The organism is Paenibacillus larvae subsp. larvae (assembly GCF_002003265.1).
GTDB lineage: Bacteria > Bacillota > Bacilli > Paenibacillales > NBRC-103111 > Paenibacillus_H > Paenibacillus_H larvae.
Genome location: NZ_CP019687.1, coordinates 3,862,282 through 3,879,043 on the forward strand (window position 1 = coordinate 3,862,282; position 16,762 = coordinate 3,879,043).

Consider the following 16,762-nt stretch of genomic DNA (forward strand, 5'->3'; position numbering starts at 1 on the left):
TAGGGAAAACCGGCAGCGGACCGTTATTTCGTTAAAGTGAAGCACAGAGCGCGGCTGATGCATGCCGGTTCTTTTGCTTAACAAGGGTGGTACCACGGCTTTTTCGTCCCTTAGACGAAAAGGCTTTTTTTGTTTTTGAAAAGAACGGAACATAAGTGATTACAGGCAAGGCAGATTAAAAGGAGGGAAAACCATGAGAGAACGGTTAGAGGCGTTAAAGCAGGAAGCGTTGAAGAAACTGAACATGAAAGAAGCGGATTTACAAGAACTGAAGATCAAATACCTGGGGAAAAAAGGTCCGTTAACGGAAATTTTGAGAGGAATGGGAGCTTTGTCTCCAGAAGAGCGTCCCGTAATCGGAGATCTGGCCAATAAAGTACGGGCAGCTATAGAAAGTAAAATCTCAGAGAGACTTGCCGCAAAAGAGCAGATGGAAACGGAAGCCCGTCTGCGCCAGGAGACGATTGATGTCACATTGCCCGGAACCCCGTCCGCCCAAGGTGCAATTCATCCGCTGAATAAAGTTATTCAGGAGATTGAGGATATTTTCCTGGGCATGGGGTTCACTGTAATGGAAGGACCTGAGGTAGAGCAGGATTATTATAATTTCGAAGCATTGAATTTGCCTAAAAATCATCCGGCAAGGGATATGCAGGATTCATTTTATATCAACGAAGAAATATTGATGAGAACCCATACGTCACCGGTTCAGGTTCGGGCGATGGAGAAAAGAAAAGGAGAAGTGCCCGTCAAAATTATTTCTCCGGGCAAAGTGTATCGCCGGGATGATGATGATGCAACCCATTCTCATCAATTTACCCAAATTGAGGGATTGGTCATTGATAGAGGAATCCGTATGAGTGATTTGAAAGGGACGCTGCTCCAGTTTGTCCGCAAACTCTTTGGTCCGGATACAGAGATTCGTCTCCGCCCGAGTTTCTTCCCGTTCACGGAACCGAGTGCAGAAGTGGATGTATCTTGTATGATGTGCGGCGGATCGGGCTGCCGGACCTGTAAGCAAACCGGGTGGATTGAAATTCTGGGTTCAGGTATGGTTCATCCAAGGGTGCTTGAAATGGCCGGTTATGATCCGCAAATTTACAGCGGATTTGCTTTTGGAATGGGACCTGAACGGATAGCGATGCTGAAATACGGAGTGGAAGACATCCGCCATTTTTATACAAATGATCTGCGTTTCCTGAAGCAGTTCATGAAGTTGTAGGAGAAGAGGGAGGGACAAAGACAATGAAAGTTTCTTATAAATGGTTATCAGAATATCTGGACGTTACTGGTTATACAGCGGAAGAACTGGCCGAAAAATATACCCGCAGCGGAGTGGAAGTGGATATTGTGGAGAACCGCAACCTGGGAGTTTCCGGCGTTGTGGTGGGGTATGTAAAAACGAAGGAAAAGCATCCGGACGCGGACAAGCTGAATCTGTGCACGGTGGATGCCGGACAAGGTGAAGACCTGCAAATCGTGTGCGGCGCTAAAAATGTGGATGCAGGCGAGAAAGTTCCGGTTGCCTTGATAGGAGCACAGCTCCCCGGAGGGCTTAAGATCAAACGTGCCAAGCTGCGCGGGGTCGAGTCCCAGGGAATGATCTGTTCTGCAAGAGAGCTGGGTCTCAACGATAAGCTGCTCCCTAAAGAAATTCAGGAAGGAATTCTCGTTCTTCCGGAGAATCTGGAGGTTGGCCGTTCCATCCTGGACGTATTGGACCTCGACGACAAGGTACTGGAATTGGACTTGACGCCCAACCGTTCTGATTGTCTTAGCATGCTGGGAGCCGCTTATGAGATGGGAGCTATTCTGGGCAAGCCGGTGAAGGAGCCGGACGTTGAGGCAAGTCTTGCTTCCCGAAAAGGGATGACAAAGGCAGAGGAAACTATCTCAGTTGAAATAACAGCCAGGGAGCAATGCTCGCATTATGCAGCCAGGCTGATTGAGGGAGTAACCATCTCTGCCTCTCCGCTTTGGCTGAAAAACCGGCTGATGGCAGCGGGTATCCGGCCAATCAACAACATCGTGGATGTAACGAATTATGTCATGCTGGAATACGGTCAGCCATTACATGCGTTTGATGCGGACCAGCTTACGAATGGACATTTAGATGTAAGACTTGCCCGTGAAGGGGAAACAATTGTTAGCCTGGATGATGTGGAACGCAAGCTGCAGCCGGATATGCTGGTCATTACAGACGGGACCAAACCGGTAGCAATCGCTGGAGTTATGGGAGGAACCAATTCGGAAGTAACAGAAGGTACAGCGAGAATTCTGCTTGAATCTGCCAGATTTTCCGGAAGCTCTGTAAGAAAAACATCCAGACAGTTAGGGCTTCGATCGGAATCCAGCTTGCGTTTCGAGAAAGAAGTGAACCCCGAAGGAGTCATTCCTGCACTAAACCGTGCTGCTTCCCTGATCGCAGAATTAAGTGGAGGGAAAATCGCCGAAGGCATTGTGGAAACACGTGTATCAGAACCAGAGCCTGTGCATATTGAACTGAGCATAAATAAAGTGAATGCTTATCTGGGAACTGAATTGGTTAAAGAAGACATGAACCGGGTTCTGGACCGGCTGCATTTTACGTATGAGGAAAGCGGGGCAGACAGTGTGCTGGTTCATGTCCCCAGCCGCCGCAGGGATATTTCCCGGGATGTGGATCTGATTGAAGAAGTGGCACGTTTATATGGATATGATAGTATCCCGACTACTTTGATGAGTGGAGTGACAACACCAGGCTCCTTGACTGATGATCAGCGTATCCGCCGTGCAATCAGAAACGAGCTTACACAAACCGGGCTTCACGAAGTGATCACATATACCTTTACACATTTGCAGCAAATGAACACCCTTCCCGTTCTATTTCCCGATGCAAAACCGGTCTCATTGGCGATGCCTATGAGTGAAGAGCGCAGCATACTTCGTACCAGCCTGCTTCCGCAACTTCTGGAAGTGGCTGCCTACAACAGGAACCGGAATATCGAAGATGTATCCATTTTTGAGATAGGCAGCGCATTTGTCACCGGACAGGAAAAAGTGACAGATCAGCCGCAGGAAATCGTACTTTTGTCCATGCTTATGACAGGGAAACGTCATGGGGCTCATTGGAGGGAAAAGGCCGCTACCGTAGACTTCTATGATTTGAAGGGCGCTTTTGAGCGGGTCACCAATTATCTTGGCATCACAGGAATCGAGTATTGTGCTGAAGCCCCGGAAGGCTACCATCCGGGACGTACAGCCGGGGTTTACTTGCATACCGGAGACGGAAAACGTAAAATTGGGAGAATAGGACAACTTCATCCGGTATTGCAGAAGCAAAAAGATCTGGCAGACACCTACGTACTTGAGGTGGAGCTAACTCCTTTGATCGAGCAAGCCGGTTTCAAGATCGCTTACAAGCTCCTGCCTAAATATCCGGCAATTAGCCGTGACATTGCGGTGGTTGTGAGTACGGAAGTGCCTGTGGCTGACATGCAGCAGGTAATCCGGCAGACAGCCGGGGATCTTCTTGAGGAATTGACTGTGTTTGATGTATACACAGGCGTCCATGTAGGCGAAGGGAAAAAGAGCATAGCCTTCTCTTTGATTTACCGTCATCCGGAAAGAACCTTGCAAGACAACGAGGTAACAGAATTGCATGGACGTGTGGTCAACGCCCTGGAAGCGTCTTTCCATGCTGAATTAAGAAAATAACAATGCTGTAATTTAACTGGATGAGCAGCAGGAAATAAGGCTGGTTGTATCGAAGTTATGTCCGATATGACTGGCCTTTCAGCATATTTATGAAGGAGGTATGCCCGTGAGTGCGGAGGAAAAGACCCGAATAGTCGTTGATATATATGGAATCCCATACAAAATAGTAGCCAGCACCAGCCCGGCTTATATTAAAAAAATCGCCGCCATGGTCAATAACCAAATGGTGCAGATCTCTGAAAAAGATCCGCGGCTGGATACTCCGCGTATCGCGGTATTGGCGGCTGTTAATGCATTTGATGATGCTTTGACCATGCGGGACAAGCTGGAAAATCTGGAGCATGAATATAAAAATAAACTTCGCGAACAGGCAGGTTATGCCAAAACGCTGCAGGCAGAAATTGAAAAATTGGACAAGGAAAAACTGGATTTGTCCAAGCAGTTGGAACAGCAGGGGAAGCAGATAGGGGAAATTGCCCAGCGAGAAGAAAAGCTGAAAGAGGAGCTTAAACAAACAAAACAAAATCTGGAAGTGCTGCGCAAACAGCTTTCTGAAGTTCAGACTGCCAAAGAATTGGCCGGAAAAGAGAAAGAGAAAGCGTTGGAGCACGTGGAAAGCCTGAAAAAGGAACTTGCTGCCGGCAAAAACCAACATGAGGAGACTCTTCAGAGAGAGCAGAATCTGAAGGAGGAACTATCGAAGCTTAAAATAGAGGCAGCGGATCGTAAAAAAGCTTTAGAGGAAGAAAAACACCGTTCTAAGGAACTGAGTGGCCGAATTGAGCTTTTGGAAACAGATCTGGAACAATCCGATGCGGATAAAGAGACTATGCGTCTTAAACTAGAAGAGGAAATTGAACTAACAGCCAGCTTGAGGGAAGAAAACGGACAGCTTCAGCGTGAATTTAACCGGATACAGGAAGAAGCAGGAAAAGAAACTGCCAAATTGGCAGAGGCGGTTAAGAGAGAAGAAACAATGCGCAGTGAATTGGGCCAGACGAAAATAAGTCTGGAAAGTTCACGAAACAAATGGATACAGGCCAAACAGCAGCTGGAGGATCAGCGCAAGGAAACAGCGGATTTAAAGAAGGAAATAGAAAGCTTGAGGCAGTCCTTGTCTGCTGAACAGAAGCAAACGCAACAGCTTCAGCAAAGAAAAGAACAGCTGCGTGAGCAATTGGCAACGGCAGAGTCATCGGTGGAAAAAACAAAGGAGGAGCTGGCGTCCAAGGAACGGCGGGCTGCAGAGATGGGACAGCGGGAGACGAAGCTGCGTGAGCAGTTGGCTAAAGCAGAAGCGAATGCGCAGGAGATGGAGCAGAAGCTGCGTGAAGAGCTGCGCAAAGCGCAGGAAGCTGAGAAGAGAGCCGTCAAACAGTTGGAAGCCTCGCAAAGGGAAACAGTAGAAGCAAAGCGGGAACTGGCATCGCAGAAGGAGCGAGCTGCAGAGATGGCGCAGCGGGAGACAAAGCTGCGTGAACAGCTGGCTCAAGCGGAAACGGACGCAAAGGAAATGGAGCAGAAGCTGCGTGAAGAGCTGTTTAAGGCAGAGGAAGCCGTGGCCGAGATAAACAAACAGTTGGAGGCTTCGCAGAGGGAAGCGGCAGAAGCCAAGCGTGAGCTGGCGTCTAAGGAGCAGCGTGCTGCCGAGCTTGAACAGGAAGGGCTCGAGCTGCTTGAGAAACTGGAAGCGGCCGAAGAATTGCTCCGTAATGTTGAACAGCAATCGGGTGAAATTCAAACAGCTGCTGAACAAGAAGTGGCTCGCGTTCGTACTCAACTGGCCCAAGTTCAGCGTGAATCGGAACGGACAAACAATGAACTCCTGTCACAGCAGCAATATAACGCCGAATTGAAACAACGGATAGTGGAGCTTGAAGAACAAGGGGCTCAGGCCAGGGAGCGCATAAAGCAAGTCCTGGAGGAAGGACAGGTAGAACTCGGTAGTGTCCGGTCTGCTCTTCAAAGAACCAGAGACCAAATTAAAGCAGTTGAGCGTGAAGCTGCGTCTGTCCGCCAAGAACTGAAAGCCGAACAGCAGCGTGCTGCTGAGCTTGAACAGGAAGGCCTTGAACTGCTTGAGAAACTGGAAGCGGCCGAGAAGTCAGTCAGCCGGACAGAAGAGAATGCACGCTTGAAAGTGGAAGAAGCGCAGCAGGAAGCGATGCGGGTCAGGGGGCAGCTATCGGAGGCGTTGCGCGACAAGGAAGGGATTCAACAAGCTCTCGCAGAGGAGCAGCAGCGCTACGCTGACCTGGAACAGCAGGAAAAGGAAATCCGTAAAGAGCTATCAGGCCTTCAGGAACATGCAGATAATCTGGCACAAGAACTGGATGTGCATCAACAACTGATTGAGGAACAGGCTCAGACGGAATTGAAGCTTTGCCGGGAACTGAAAGGAGTCCGTCAATCTAATAATGAGCTCAAGGAACAGATGAATGTCAAACAAGGCCAATTAGATAAAGCATTTAAAGAAACCAAAAAATTGCAGGTTGACTTGGAATCCGCTAAAAACAACGAGGGAACTTATAGGGAAGAATTAGCTAACCTTAAGCAGGAGCTTGACAAGCAGGCGGTTCTGGAAAAAGAACTCCGTGACGGGCTGGCCGCAGTAAAAGATGAAAGAGATCGCCTGCAGCAGGAGATCAGAATGCTTCATCAAATGGCGGAACAGCAGGTGATTCAGGAGCAGGAAGTCAGACAGGAACTTCAGCAGGTTTGGGAAGAACGGGAAGCGATGAAGAGGGTGATGGAACAGCTTCAGAAAGAGGCTGCAGCCGGTTCTGAAACGCAAGAAAATCATCATCTTCTGGTAGAAGAGCTGACTTGCGAGAAACAAGAACTGCTCGAAGAAATCGAACGAAAGAAACGGGAAGAACAGCGCGTCGTACAGGAGCTGAATCAGGTCCAGTCGGATTATAGTAAGCTGCAGGATGAATATACAAAACTGCAGACGGAATATAACGAGTGGATCCAGCTTATTATGGAAGAGGAGCCTAACAACTAAGTCCTATGAATATGCTTGATTTAATTTTACTGCTTATTGTGGCAGGATGTGTTATCCTGGGTTACGTACGTGGACTGATCAATCAGCTTTTGTCTATTGCCGGCTTATTTGCCGCTTTCCTTATTGCCTATTTATACCACAGGGACCTGGCACCTTATTTGTTAGAAAAACTGCCATTATCCTCATTCGAAAATTACAACAATTATGAATTTCTGATCAAAGGTCTTCATTTGGACATATATGCAGCTAATGTACTTGCATTTGCCCTGTTGTTTTTCGGGGTCAAAATAGTACTTTCCATTGTTAAAAGAATTCTTAACGGAATAGCTTATCTGCCCGGCCTGAATTTTCTAAACCGGACTTTGGGGGCAGCATTTGGATTGCTGGAAGGAGTTCTCATTGTGGTTATTCTTGTTAATGTGATGACGATCATTCCTTCTGATAACATGCAATCACAATTAGCCGGATCCAGCCTGGCCCCTTATATCCTGGAACAATTCCCGGCACTGACCGGAAAGCTTCATGAACACTGGAAATCCTTCTGATTAATGATGAACGGCTATACGAAACCGCCCTCTTTTAGAGAAGGGCGGTTTAGATTATTATAAAGTTAAACATTTCTAACTTATTCCACAACGAGTGTTGCTTTCATATCCCCATGCCCCGTTCCACAAGGAATGCTGCATACAATGGAGAAGTTTCCTTCTTTAACAGGAGTAAAAACCTGACTGGATTTTTTGCTGTCAAGATTTATTTTATAATCCTTTATGCTTACCCCATGAATCCCTTCTTCGGAAACAAGCGTTACTTTGACGGATTTGCCTTTTTTCACATGGTATTCAGGCTGGTCGAAAGCGAAGTTTTTAGCTTTTATTGTAATTTCCTGCTCCGCGTTTTGTGGTTCAGCGGCAGGCTGCTCTTTTTCTCCGCAAGCTGCTAAAGCAAGGATAAGAGCGGCAACGGCCAGCAAAATAATCAATTTTTTCAAAAAAGTCCCCTCCTTTGGCCTGGCGATGTTATTTAGAATAATTTCAATGTTGTTCTTTGCCAAGTATATCACTTTTATGACACAGTCTGGATAAGGAAGGTGACAATTTTTTGAAAATATCAAAAGGATATTTGTAAAGAGTAAACACGGAAAAACCACAGGTGTAAAGCTGCAATAGCTTCGTCACTGCGGTTTTATCCTGCCGGGCTTCGCCGGTTTTATCCTTCTTGCATGCCTGCCGTCAGTCTTTACGCTCGTCTCCATTTAAATTATGCTTAAACGGAGTTGCCACAGGAATGAACAAGTCGATAATCCCAATCACAAGCGCAGCCAACAAAGCACCAATAATCGAGGCATGGACGCCTCCTACGATAAACTGGGCTCCCCAGATGACAAGGGCGCTGACCAGAAAGCCAACGATCCCCCGGCCGAAAGGAGTAATCTTTTTACCGAATATTCCTTCAATGATCCAACCAGCTACCGCAATAACAAGTGCCAGAAAAAAAGCACTCCAGAAACCACCGGTAGAAAATCCGGGGACAATCCACCCAACGACAATTAGTACCAAAGCTGATACAATAAACCGGACAAGATGACCAATCAGATGCATCGGATAGGTACCTCCTTTTTAGATGAGCCATATAACCTTGTGCTGTTTGATGTAGATAATTCGGTTGCTCGATCATTGGTGCGCTTTTATAGTCTCTCCGCAGTGTTTTATTTTATGCTTTTGCAAGAACACTCGTTTCACTGCATGGCAACGTTTTTCTGATATTAAAAAGACAAGTGGAATTAAGCGGCGGCCATTTTTACTGATTTATTAATTATAATTGTTTTCTCCCGGGAATAGCGGAAGGCCGCCGTAGCTTCAAAGGGGCAGGTCGGCTATAATAAGGGCAATAACATTACATCCGAAAGAGGTTGGAACTTAGGGTGAAGACAAAAATATTAGCAACGATGGAATTTGATAAAATTATAGACCAATTAAAAAATCACGCAGCTACTTCTTTAGGTAAATCCAAAGCCGAAGAAATTCAACCGAGTGGCGATTTTGGCAGGGTGAAACAGCAGCTGAAAGAGACGGATGAGGCTTTTCAAGTTGAACGTTTAAAAGGTTCTGCCCCGTTCGGAGGAATCCGCGATATCCGTCCTTCGCTGAAAAGGGCTGAACTTGGGGGAATGCTTAATCCGGTGGAACTTCTCGATATTGCCAATACCATTACTGGCTGCCGGAGACTGGCTAAATTTCTGCTTGCTTTCCATGAAGATGTTGAGGTGCCTTTACTTGTCGGCATGGCCGAACAGATTTCGGATCAAAAACAGGTTGAAGACCGTATCAAGCAGTGCATAGATGATCAGGGAAACGTTTTGGATAGTGCGAGTCCGGAATTAAACCGGATACGCAGCGAAGTCCGTACTGGTGAAGCCTGTGTCAGGGAGCGGCTTGAACAGATGATACGAAACTCTTCCATCCAAAAAATGCTTCAGGATGTACTGGTTACGATCCGTAATGACCGGTATGTTATTCCGGTCAAACAGGAATACCGCTCCAGTATCGGCGGTATCATTCATGACCAGTCTGCTTCAGGAGCCACGCTGTTTATTGAGCCGGAAGCTATAGTATCCATGAATAATAAACTCCGTGAACTGAAACTGAAAGAAGAGGTTGAAATTGAAAAAATTCTCCGGACTTTAACGGCTGAAGCAGCTGAGGTGGCAGATATGCTGCTGGCTGATGTAGAGGTAGCGGGGGAACTTGATTTTATTTTTGCCAAAGCGGGTCTGGCGGCAACTCTTAAGGCTACCCTTCCTATAATGAATGATCGGCGATATATCAAAATCAAAAAGGGCCGGCACCCTCTTATCTCGAGAGAGCAAGTAGTACCGACCGATATCGAACTGGGGAATCGCTATACTACCATAATTGTGACTGGTCCGAATACCGGAGGGAAGACTGTTTCGTTGAAAACGCTTGGATTGCTTAGCCTAATGGCAATGTCCGGTTTGTTTGTCCCCGCTGAAGACGGAAGCCAGTTTTGTGTTTTTGATGCTATTTATGCTGATATCGGGGATGAGCAGAGCATTGAGCAAAATTTAAGTACCTTCTCCAGCCATATGACCAATATTATTGGCATTCTTCGGAAAATGACCCCGAAAAGTCTGGTTTTGCTGGATGAACTTGGAGCCGGGACAGACCCGGCGGAAGGTTCAGCGTTGGCCATAGCCATTCTTGAACATATCCATCGAATAGGATGCAGGATGATTGCGACGACTCACTACAGTGAGCTAAAAGCCTATGCTTATGACCGGGAAGGGGTCATCAATGCAAGCATGGAATTTGATGTTCAGACTTTAAGCCCCACTTACCGATTGCTTATCGGAGTTCCCGGCCGAAGCAATGCCTTTGCCATTGCCGAACGTCTGGGGCTTGCACGTTCGATTATAGAAAGTGCAAAAGGGCAAGTTGCACAGGAAGACCAACGTGTAGAGACGATGATCGCCACGCTTGAAGAAAACCGCCTGGCAGCAGAAGCGGAGCGTGAAAGTGCCGAGCAGCTTCGCCGCGAGGTTGAGGAGCAGCGGCGTAAACTGGGAGCCCAGCAGGCCAGATTTGCGGAACAGCGGGATAAACTGCTGGAAAAGGCCGAGCGCGAGGCTCAAGAGGCTTTGGCTAAGGCCCGCAGGGAAGCGGATGAAGTAATTGCGGACTTGCGGCGTCTGGCCAAATCAGGGGAAGCCGGGATCAAAGAACATATGCTTATAGAAGCCAAGCACCGCCTCGGCGAGGCAGCACCCGATCTGCGTTCCAAACAGCCGACGTTTGCCAAGGAGCGCAGGGCGGCGGAGGTTGAGCCGGGGGATGAGGTTCGCGTGATTTCACTCGGCCAAAATGGCCATATCGTAGAACTGGCCGGGGACACAGAAGCTGTGGTACAGCTTGGGATCATGAAAATGAAAGTGAAACGCGATGACTTGGAAAAGCTCTCCTCTCTTGAACCAAAAAAACAAGTATCCCGGCCTTCAGCCACTGTAAAGCGATCCCGTGAAGACCATGCACGTACGGAACTGGATCTGCGGGGCCTTAATGTAGAGGAGGCCATTATCGAGATTGACCGTTTTCTGGACGAATCGTTCCTTGCCGGATTTGGCCAGGTGTATCTTATTCACGGGAAAGGTACGGGAGTGCTGAGAACGGGTGTACAAGATTTCCTGCGCAGGAACAAGCATGTGAAGAGTTTTCGAATAGGAAATTACAACGAAGGCGGAACAGGGGTTACTGTAGTGGAGTTAAAATAAAAAAATCAATTTAATGTGAAACTCCGATTTATTTCCTGCGTATGAAGTGTTATAACAAAGGGAGTTAACAACTATCAGCTTACACAACCATTCTTTAGGAGGATTGAAACAAATGGGTATTTTTAAAAGATTACGTGACTTAACAATGGCTTCTATCAATGATCTGCTGGACAAAGCAGAAGACCCGGTAAAAATGCTGAATCAGTTTCTTCGTGATATGGAACAGGATATTCAAGAAGCTGAGGTCGCGGTTGCCAAGCAAATTGCAATTGAGAAAAAATTTAAGCAGCAGTATGAAGAAGCCCAGGAAATGGTTGAAAAACGCAGCGAGCAGGCTATGAAGGCTCTTGAACAAGGTAACGAGGATCTGGCCCGCCGCGCGCTTCAAGATAAGAAAGAGCATCAGGAACGCTTTGATGAAATGAAACGCCAATATGACATGGCCAAAACAAATGCGGACCGTCTGCGCAATCAGGTTGCCGAAATGAAAGAAGAATTCGGTAAAATGAAAAATAAAAGGGATACTCTGGTAGCCCGTGCCGAATCGGCAAAAGCCCAAAAGCAAATTAACCAGGCCATGAGCGGATTTGGTACCGACAATGCGGCCAAAGGTTTCGACCGTATGTCTGAAAAAGTACTTCAATTGGAAGCGGAAGCCGAAGCAAGCAGTGAGATTCGCGGCTCCAGCAAGAGCTTGGATGACGAACTCGATCAACTGAGCAAAAATGATGGTGTGGAAGATGAACTTGCTGCTCTTAAAACCCAGCTGGCTGCAAAAAAATAACAGTAGTGCTATAATAAGCACATGCCTTTTTAAGAGACTGGGAGAAATCTCAGTCTCTTCAAGTGTTTGAAGCGTGCTAAACAGGGGAGGCATTAATTCATGAATAATGAGGTGGATCGCTTGTTTGATAATCCCTACTTAAGCGTTCTCGCTGTTTTTTCTGTGGTCGTCGTGGCTTTGGTGGTGTTCTTAACCATCTTTGAGGTTGTCACCAAGTACAATGATTGGGAAGAAATTAAAAAAGGGAATGTATCCGTAGCAATGGCAACGGGAGGCAAAATATTTGGTATCTGCAATGTATTCCGTTTTGCCATTTTAAATAATGATACAATAATCCGATCCTTAATTTGGGCTGGCTATGGCTTTATCCTGCTTTTGGTCTCCTACTTTATTTTTGAATTTTTGACGCCATACTTTAAAATAGATGATGAGATCAAGCGGGACAACAGAGCCGTTGGTTTTTTATCTATGTTGATTTCCATTTCAGTTTCTTACGTGATAGGAGCATGTGTGACATAAACACATTATTAGTTAATGGAGTCGTGGTTCATGAAGTACTTGTGGGGAGTTCTTCTTGCCCTTGCCGTTATTTTTATGGGAGCAGGAATTTATTATATGCTTGTTTTAGCTTAATAAGGAGGTGCGTAAAGGATGCCAAATTCGGACAATTCTTCACAGGAAACAATTTGTCAGTGGTGTCAGACAGAGATTGTATGGGATCCTGAAATAGGTCTGGAACAAATCTGTCCACATTGTTTTAATGAACTGGGTGAATACAGAAGCGTAATGTTTACACCCGAAATGTTGGAGAATGACGGAGATTTTGACGAGATTCCTGGCGACCAGGATAGTCTCGAATGGGAAGATCAGGAAGTTCGTGATGTATATCAGGAGTGCATCAATGCCTGTATTGATTTCCAGGAGGAGGCGCCGGAGTGCTCTACTTGCAGGGAATTTATGCTGCTGGTTGGTGAAAAAGTAATGGAAGATGGCGGATTTAGCCCTAAGGTACATAAGCCCATCGGACGTGCCGCGCTTATGGCCCCTTTTACGCTGAATGTTTACGTATGTCCATCCTGTTTTAAAGTAGAGACTGTACTTTCCGGAGCCGACAGGCTATCCATGGTCGAAGCGGTAAAAAAATAATGCCAAAACCGGGACTTCTTTGGAGAACCCGGTGTTTTTTATTATAGGGACAAAAAAAGGATTGGCCGGGTATAACCCCGGGTCCAAAATATCACAATATAAAGGAGACGGAAAAGAGCGGGTTAATAATCAGGGGGTCAGCATGTTTTTGAGAAAAAGATGGGTGATGATAGTCGTTATCTGTATATTGTTGGCAGGAATGACAGCATGTACGCAATCAAAGGGGAGAGATGAAGGTAAACCAACGTCAGGACATCAGCAAACAATGAAAATGGCATACATTTCTATGGAAGAGGGGGAAATTCGGGATTCGGAAGATCAGGTAAAGAAGGCGGGTAAAGTACAGGGATTTGATGTTGCCTTTAAAAAGGTGTCCAATGAGGTAAATCAGGATGAAGTTTCTTCTCTGGTCAATCAGGGTTACCATCTGATCGTAGCGGAAGGAAAGGCATTACAGCCTGCAGTAGAACGGTCAGCGGAGCAATATCCGGATGCCAAATTAGTGGCGGTAGGGCAACAGATGACCGTACCAATGTGGAAAGCATTGATTTCGTAAGAGAGCAGACGGCCTACCTGGCTGGTGTGGCGGCTGGGCTGGGTTCATTGACAAATCAGATTGCTTTTGTCGGAACGGCTGATACCGAAGGGCACTTTTTGGAACTGTCTTTCGAAGCGGGTGTGAAAGCGGTTAAGCCGGATGCCAAGATCAGTGCGGAACTTCTTGACAAAAAAGCGGATATTCAAACGGGAAGAAGTACGGCGCGCTCTTTATATAGAAGCGGTGTTGATATCATTACCCATATGGGTGGCAGTGCCGGAGCAGGAATAGAAAGTGAAGCTTTGGCAAGAGTACGTTCGGGGGAGAAATTATGGGTAATCGGAAGCCAGAGCGGGTTGGAAGAAGCCTCTTCCGAGGTGCAATTGGCGTCAATGGATGTACATCTTGACAAAGCGGTCTCGAGCGTCATGCAGGAAGTAAGAGAAGGCAAATTCCATGGAAGAAGGCATAAGGTATTTGGTTTGAAGGAAGGGGGAGTTAGTCTAACCGGTTACAGGAAAAAATTGCGGGAACAGGATGCGCAGCAGATTGAATCTTATGCAAACCGGCTGATAACCGCGGAAATTGCCCTTCCGGCATGCAGTAAATTGGGAATACGTCCCAATTTGGCCATCCCGCCTTATATTTTCCCATTCAAAGGGAAGATTAACAAAGGCTAAGCTATTCAAGGGATGGTGAGTACACAATGGTTCAAGGTCGAACCCGAAGCAGGGTACTGACTCAAGGAAACCGTCATGGGGTTCAGGAGGATTCCCGCGAAGAACAGGAGCAATCTCACCGCCGGGGAAGTTCAAGGGAAAAGAAGAAGCTCGGGAAACAGGGGGTCTTGCTACTAACTGTCAACGGTTTATTCTCGGCAGCTAATGCCCTGTCTGGAACATTTATGGGCGTATATTTATGGAAAGCCAAAAATGATTTTGCAACCATTGGCTGGTTTATGCTGGTCACCCATTTTACGATGGCCTTAACGTTTTGGCTGGCCGGAAAATGGGTGAAGGAACATAATAAGATGATCGTGCTTCGTTTGGGCATTGCTCTTTTCGCTCTTTTTTATTTGTTGCTGCTTTATTTTGGGGTAAACAGCGTCAGGCATATATTGCTTTTAGGTTTTGTTCAGGGAATGGCTTCCGGTTTTTTCTGGCTTTCCTTTAATGTTGTTTATTTCGAAATTACCGAACCTGGAAACCGGGACCGGTTCAACGGATGGACCGGGACACTCGTTGCGGTTTCGGGCATGGCGGCACCCTGGTTATCAGGATTGATCATAGCTAGCATGACGGGAAATAGCGGTTATCGTGTTGTATTTACGATATCGACTGCCATTTTTATTGCCGGGGTGGTGGTCAGTTTTTTTCTTGCCAAACGAAAATTATTGGGGACTTATAATTGGATGCTTCCCTTGCAATGCCTCAGGGATAAGGAAGCTCCATGGAGATCAATAGCGGCTGCACTGGTGGCGCAGGGTGTAAGGGAAGGGGTATTTGGCTTTCTAATAGTCCTTCTTGTTTACATAGCCACTACTAGTGAGCAGAAGCTCGGGAACTATGCTCTTATTACTTCAGGGGTTTCCTTTTTCAGCAATTGGCTTGTAGGCCGGACGCTTAAACCGGTTTGGCGCAGGCAGGGGATGTTTGTTGGAGTTATTATGTTGATCCTCGTAATACTCCCTTTCTTCTGGAAGGTTTCGTTCGGAACTCTGCTGGTTTTTGGGGTTGGAACTGCATTGTTTATGCCGTTATTCAGTATTCCCATGACTTCCGCGGTGTTTGACCTGATTGGCCGCTATGAAGAAAGCGTGAAGCAGCGGGAAGAATTTATTGTTATGCGGGAACTCGCCTTGAATGTGGGGAGAATCGGAGGGACATTCTTGTTTATTACCATCGTTTCATGGAATCACTCTCCTCTTGTACTGAACTTGCTTTTGCTTGGAATCGGCAGTTCACCGTTTTTCACCTGGCTGTATATGCGCCGATATTTGGATGGAATTTCTCCGGCCGGCCATTTGCTGACAGAATAAAGTTATCTTATGCCTATGCTTGTATTTCAAGTCCATATTCAATTGCCTTGCAGTGAAAACCTGCCCTGTTCGGAGCGGGTTTTTTGCTTTTCCGGTTCTGTCATTTCCAACCATAGAGCTGTAGCTTATAATGAAGTGAATGAAGATCAAGAATAGATTGAATAAATATGCAGTCATATGTATAATTATTGTAATAAGATGATTGTCAGGGAAAGGTGGTTCTTTAAATGCTGGCTTTTGTAAGGGATGTTCCGGATAAAGCGGACTGGAATAAGTTTAAACATGATTATACGAAACAGACGCGGAAGCTTGTTGCGAGGGACGGCCTGGAGTTGTCTTCACTTTCGGATGTTATCTCAGCCTATGATCGGGACCGGCTTATCGGTATCGGTTATATTTCCAAACGGAAGCAAAAGGAGGAGCAATCTTCTGCTTATATTCACGTGCTTCCCTCTTACAGTCAAAAAGATATCGAGGCCAATGTCAAACGTCTGCTGATGATCAAGTAAGCGGCTAAAGGTAAATCGGCAAAATCGCATCGTTTATTGAAGAAGATTTTTTTATAAGATATATGCGCCCAGGTGCTTGAAATCTGTTAACGGAAAGAAGCTGAGGCCCTTTTTGGCTGCCGCAGCTTTTTTTATTTTCGCTTTGGTTCGTTGAATTCGTACTGCCCTTCGGTGTAAGATGAGATATAACTATTTTTTGAAAAGTCAGATTGAATAAGGACGGCTCAGCCGTTCAGCTTTGGGAAATAAGCAGGAGGAACGAAATGGATGATTTTAAACTGAAAGTCTTGGAATTGCTTAAAGAAGATGCACGGCGCGGGTCTGATTTGATCGCTACCATGCTGGGTGCTAATGAGGAACAAGTTGCAAAGGCGATCAAGGAAATGGAAGAAGAGAACATCATCGTCAAATATGCTACGGTTTTGAACTGGGCGAAGGTAGATAGTGATAAAGTAACGGCACTTATTGAGGTTCAGATTACGCCGGAACGCGGGACGGGCTTTGATGCGATAGCCGAACGCATCTATCTGTTCCCGGAGGTGAAGGCAGTCTATCTTATGTCCGGGTCCTATGATTTACAGGTAGAGATTGAAGGGCGCACGCTTCAGGAAGTTTCTTCCTTTGTATCGACGAAACTATCTACACTGGATCGGGTCCTTTCTACCAAAACCCATTTTATCTTGAAAAAATATAAGCACGATGGCATTATTTTTGAAGATCATGAGGATGACCATCGGATGCTGATCTCGCCATAAAGGA

Annotated in this window: 15 protein-coding genes and 1 other annotated feature (1 of these 16 cut by a window edge); of the genes, 13 read left to right on the forward strand and 2 right to left on the reverse strand. The window is 46.3% G+C overall.

What is annotated here, in order from left to right; translation table 11 throughout:
• Positions 1-114 (forward strand) — a binding site (T-box leader) (it extends 142 nt beyond the left edge of the window).
• A gap of 79 nt (positions 115-193) precedes the next feature.
• The 4 genes from pheS to BXP28_RS20120 all read left to right on the forward strand — a co-directional run bounded on the left by pheS (position 194) and on the right by BXP28_RS20120 (position 7,248).
• Positions 194-1,222, forward strand: a complete 1,029-nt coding sequence (pheS, locus tag BXP28_RS20105) for a phenylalanine--tRNA ligase subunit alpha (RefSeq protein ID WP_023483726.1) — start codon at positions 194-196, stop codon at positions 1,220-1,222.
• A gap of 23 nt (positions 1,223-1,245) precedes the next feature.
• Positions 1,246-3,696 (forward strand): phenylalanine--tRNA ligase subunit beta, encoded by a 2,451-nt coding sequence (gene pheT / locus BXP28_RS20110; protein ID WP_023483727.1) that lies wholly within the window; start codon positions 1,246-1,248, stop codon positions 3,694-3,696.
• 106 nt (positions 3,697-3,802) lie between these two features.
• On the forward strand, positions 3,803-6,703 hold the full coding sequence (zapA, locus tag BXP28_RS20115) for a cell division protein ZapA (protein WP_036656013.1): 2,901 nt from the start codon (positions 3,803-3,805) through the stop codon (positions 6,701-6,703).
• 5 nt (positions 6,704-6,708) lie between these two features.
• Entirely contained in the window at positions 6,709-7,248 is a 540-nt protein-coding gene (locus tag BXP28_RS20120; protein ID WP_023483729.1) for a CvpA family protein, read from the forward strand.
• Between the two features lie 80 nt (positions 7,249-7,328).
• Here BXP28_RS20120 and BXP28_RS20125 read toward each other — a convergent pair whose 3' ends face one another.
• Both BXP28_RS20125 and BXP28_RS20130 read right to left on the reverse strand, forming a co-directional pair.
• Positions 7,329-7,691, reverse strand: coding sequence for a cupredoxin domain-containing protein (locus BXP28_RS20125; protein ID WP_036656016.1), 363 nt, complete (start codon positions 7,689-7,691; stop codon positions 7,329-7,331).
• A 241-nt stretch (positions 7,692-7,932) separates the two neighbouring features.
• Positions 7,933-8,301 (reverse strand): phage holin family protein, encoded by a 369-nt coding sequence (locus BXP28_RS20130; protein WP_023483731.1) that lies wholly within the window; start codon positions 8,299-8,301, stop codon positions 7,933-7,935.
• 323 nt (positions 8,302-8,624) lie between these two features.
• Here BXP28_RS20130 and BXP28_RS20135 point away from each other — a divergent pair, with 323 nt between their 5' ends.
• The 9 genes from BXP28_RS20135 to BXP28_RS20175 all read left to right on the forward strand — a co-directional run bounded on the left by BXP28_RS20135 (position 8,625) and on the right by BXP28_RS20175 (position 16,758).
• Positions 8,625-10,988 carry an endonuclease MutS2 gene (locus BXP28_RS20135; protein WP_104932595.1) on the forward strand — a complete coding sequence of 788 codons (2,364 nt, stop codon included), beginning with the start codon at positions 8,625-8,627 and terminating at the stop codon, positions 10,986-10,988.
• Between the two features lie 112 nt (positions 10,989-11,100).
• Positions 11,101-11,772, forward strand: a complete 672-nt coding sequence (locus BXP28_RS20140; protein WP_036656018.1) for a PspA/IM30 family protein — start codon at positions 11,101-11,103, stop codon at positions 11,770-11,772.
• Positions 11,773-11,871: 99 nt separating this feature from the next.
• Positions 11,872-12,291, forward strand: coding sequence for a DUF350 domain-containing protein (locus BXP28_RS20145; protein WP_023483734.1), 420 nt, complete (start codon positions 11,872-11,874; stop codon positions 12,289-12,291).
• Between the two features lie 132 nt (positions 12,292-12,423).
• Complete coding sequence (locus tag BXP28_RS20150) at positions 12,424-12,918, forward strand: hypothetical protein (protein WP_036656020.1); 495 nt, start codon at positions 12,424-12,426, stop codon at positions 12,916-12,918.
• Positions 12,919-12,949: 31 nt separating this feature from the next.
• Complete coding sequence (locus tag BXP28_RS20155) at positions 12,950-13,474, forward strand: type 1 periplasmic-binding domain-containing protein (RefSeq protein WP_023483736.1); 525 nt, start codon at positions 12,950-12,952, stop codon at positions 13,472-13,474.
• Positions 13,453-14,136: a BMP family lipoprotein gene (locus tag BXP28_RS20160; RefSeq protein WP_036656022.1), complete on the forward strand. Its 684-nt coding sequence runs from the start codon at positions 13,453-13,455 to the stop codon at positions 14,134-14,136. Before BXP28_RS20155 ends, BXP28_RS20160 begins: the two co-directional genes overlap by 22 nt.
• Positions 14,137-14,162: 26 nt before the next feature.
• Positions 14,163-15,494, forward strand: coding sequence for an MFS transporter (locus tag BXP28_RS20165; protein WP_023483738.1), 1,332 nt, complete (start codon positions 14,163-14,165; stop codon positions 15,492-15,494).
• A 227-nt stretch (positions 15,495-15,721) separates the two neighbouring features.
• Positions 15,722-16,003: a hypothetical protein gene (locus BXP28_RS20170; RefSeq protein ID WP_024095225.1), complete on the forward strand. Its 282-nt coding sequence runs from the start codon at positions 15,722-15,724 to the stop codon at positions 16,001-16,003.
• A 263-nt stretch (positions 16,004-16,266) separates the two neighbouring features.
• The gene (locus BXP28_RS20175) at positions 16,267-16,758 is read left to right on the forward strand and encodes an Lrp/AsnC family transcriptional regulator (protein ID WP_023483739.1); all 492 of its coding nucleotides are present in this window, start codon (positions 16,267-16,269) and stop codon (positions 16,756-16,758) included.
• The last annotated feature ends 4 nt before the right edge of the window (positions 16,759-16,762 follow it).

Bases quoted from the DNA above. Each gene is read 5' to 3' on its own strand.
- pheS (WP_023483726.1), top strand. From the start codon at position 194: ATGAGAGAACGGTTAGAGGCGTTAAAGCAGGAAGCGTTGAAGAAACTG.
- pheT (WP_023483727.1), top strand. From the start codon at position 1,246: ATGAAAGTTTCTTATAAATGGTTATCAGAATATCTGGACGTTACTGGT.
- BXP28_RS20120 (WP_023483729.1), top strand. From the start codon at position 6,709: ATGAATATGCTTGATTTAATTTTACTGCTTATTGTGGCAGGATGTGTT.
- BXP28_RS20130 (WP_023483731.1), bottom strand. From the start codon at position 8,301: ATGCATCTGATTGGTCATCTTGTCCGGTTTATTGTATCAGCTTTGGTA.
- BXP28_RS20140 (WP_036656018.1), top strand. From the start codon at position 11,101: ATGGGTATTTTTAAAAGATTACGTGACTTAACAATGGCTTCTATCAAT.
- BXP28_RS20145 (WP_023483734.1), top strand. From the start codon at position 11,872: ATGAATAATGAGGTGGATCGCTTGTTTGATAATCCCTACTTAAGCGTT.
- BXP28_RS20150 (WP_036656020.1), top strand. From the start codon at position 12,424: ATGCCAAATTCGGACAATTCTTCACAGGAAACAATTTGTCAGTGGTGT.
- BXP28_RS20165 (WP_023483738.1), top strand. From the start codon at position 14,163: ATGGTTCAAGGTCGAACCCGAAGCAGGGTACTGACTCAAGGAAACCGT.
- BXP28_RS20170 (WP_024095225.1), top strand. From the start codon at position 15,722: ATGCTGGCTTTTGTAAGGGATGTTCCGGATAAAGCGGACTGGAATAAG.
- BXP28_RS20175 (WP_023483739.1), top strand. From the start codon at position 16,267: ATGGATGATTTTAAACTGAAAGTCTTGGAATTGCTTAAAGAAGATGCA.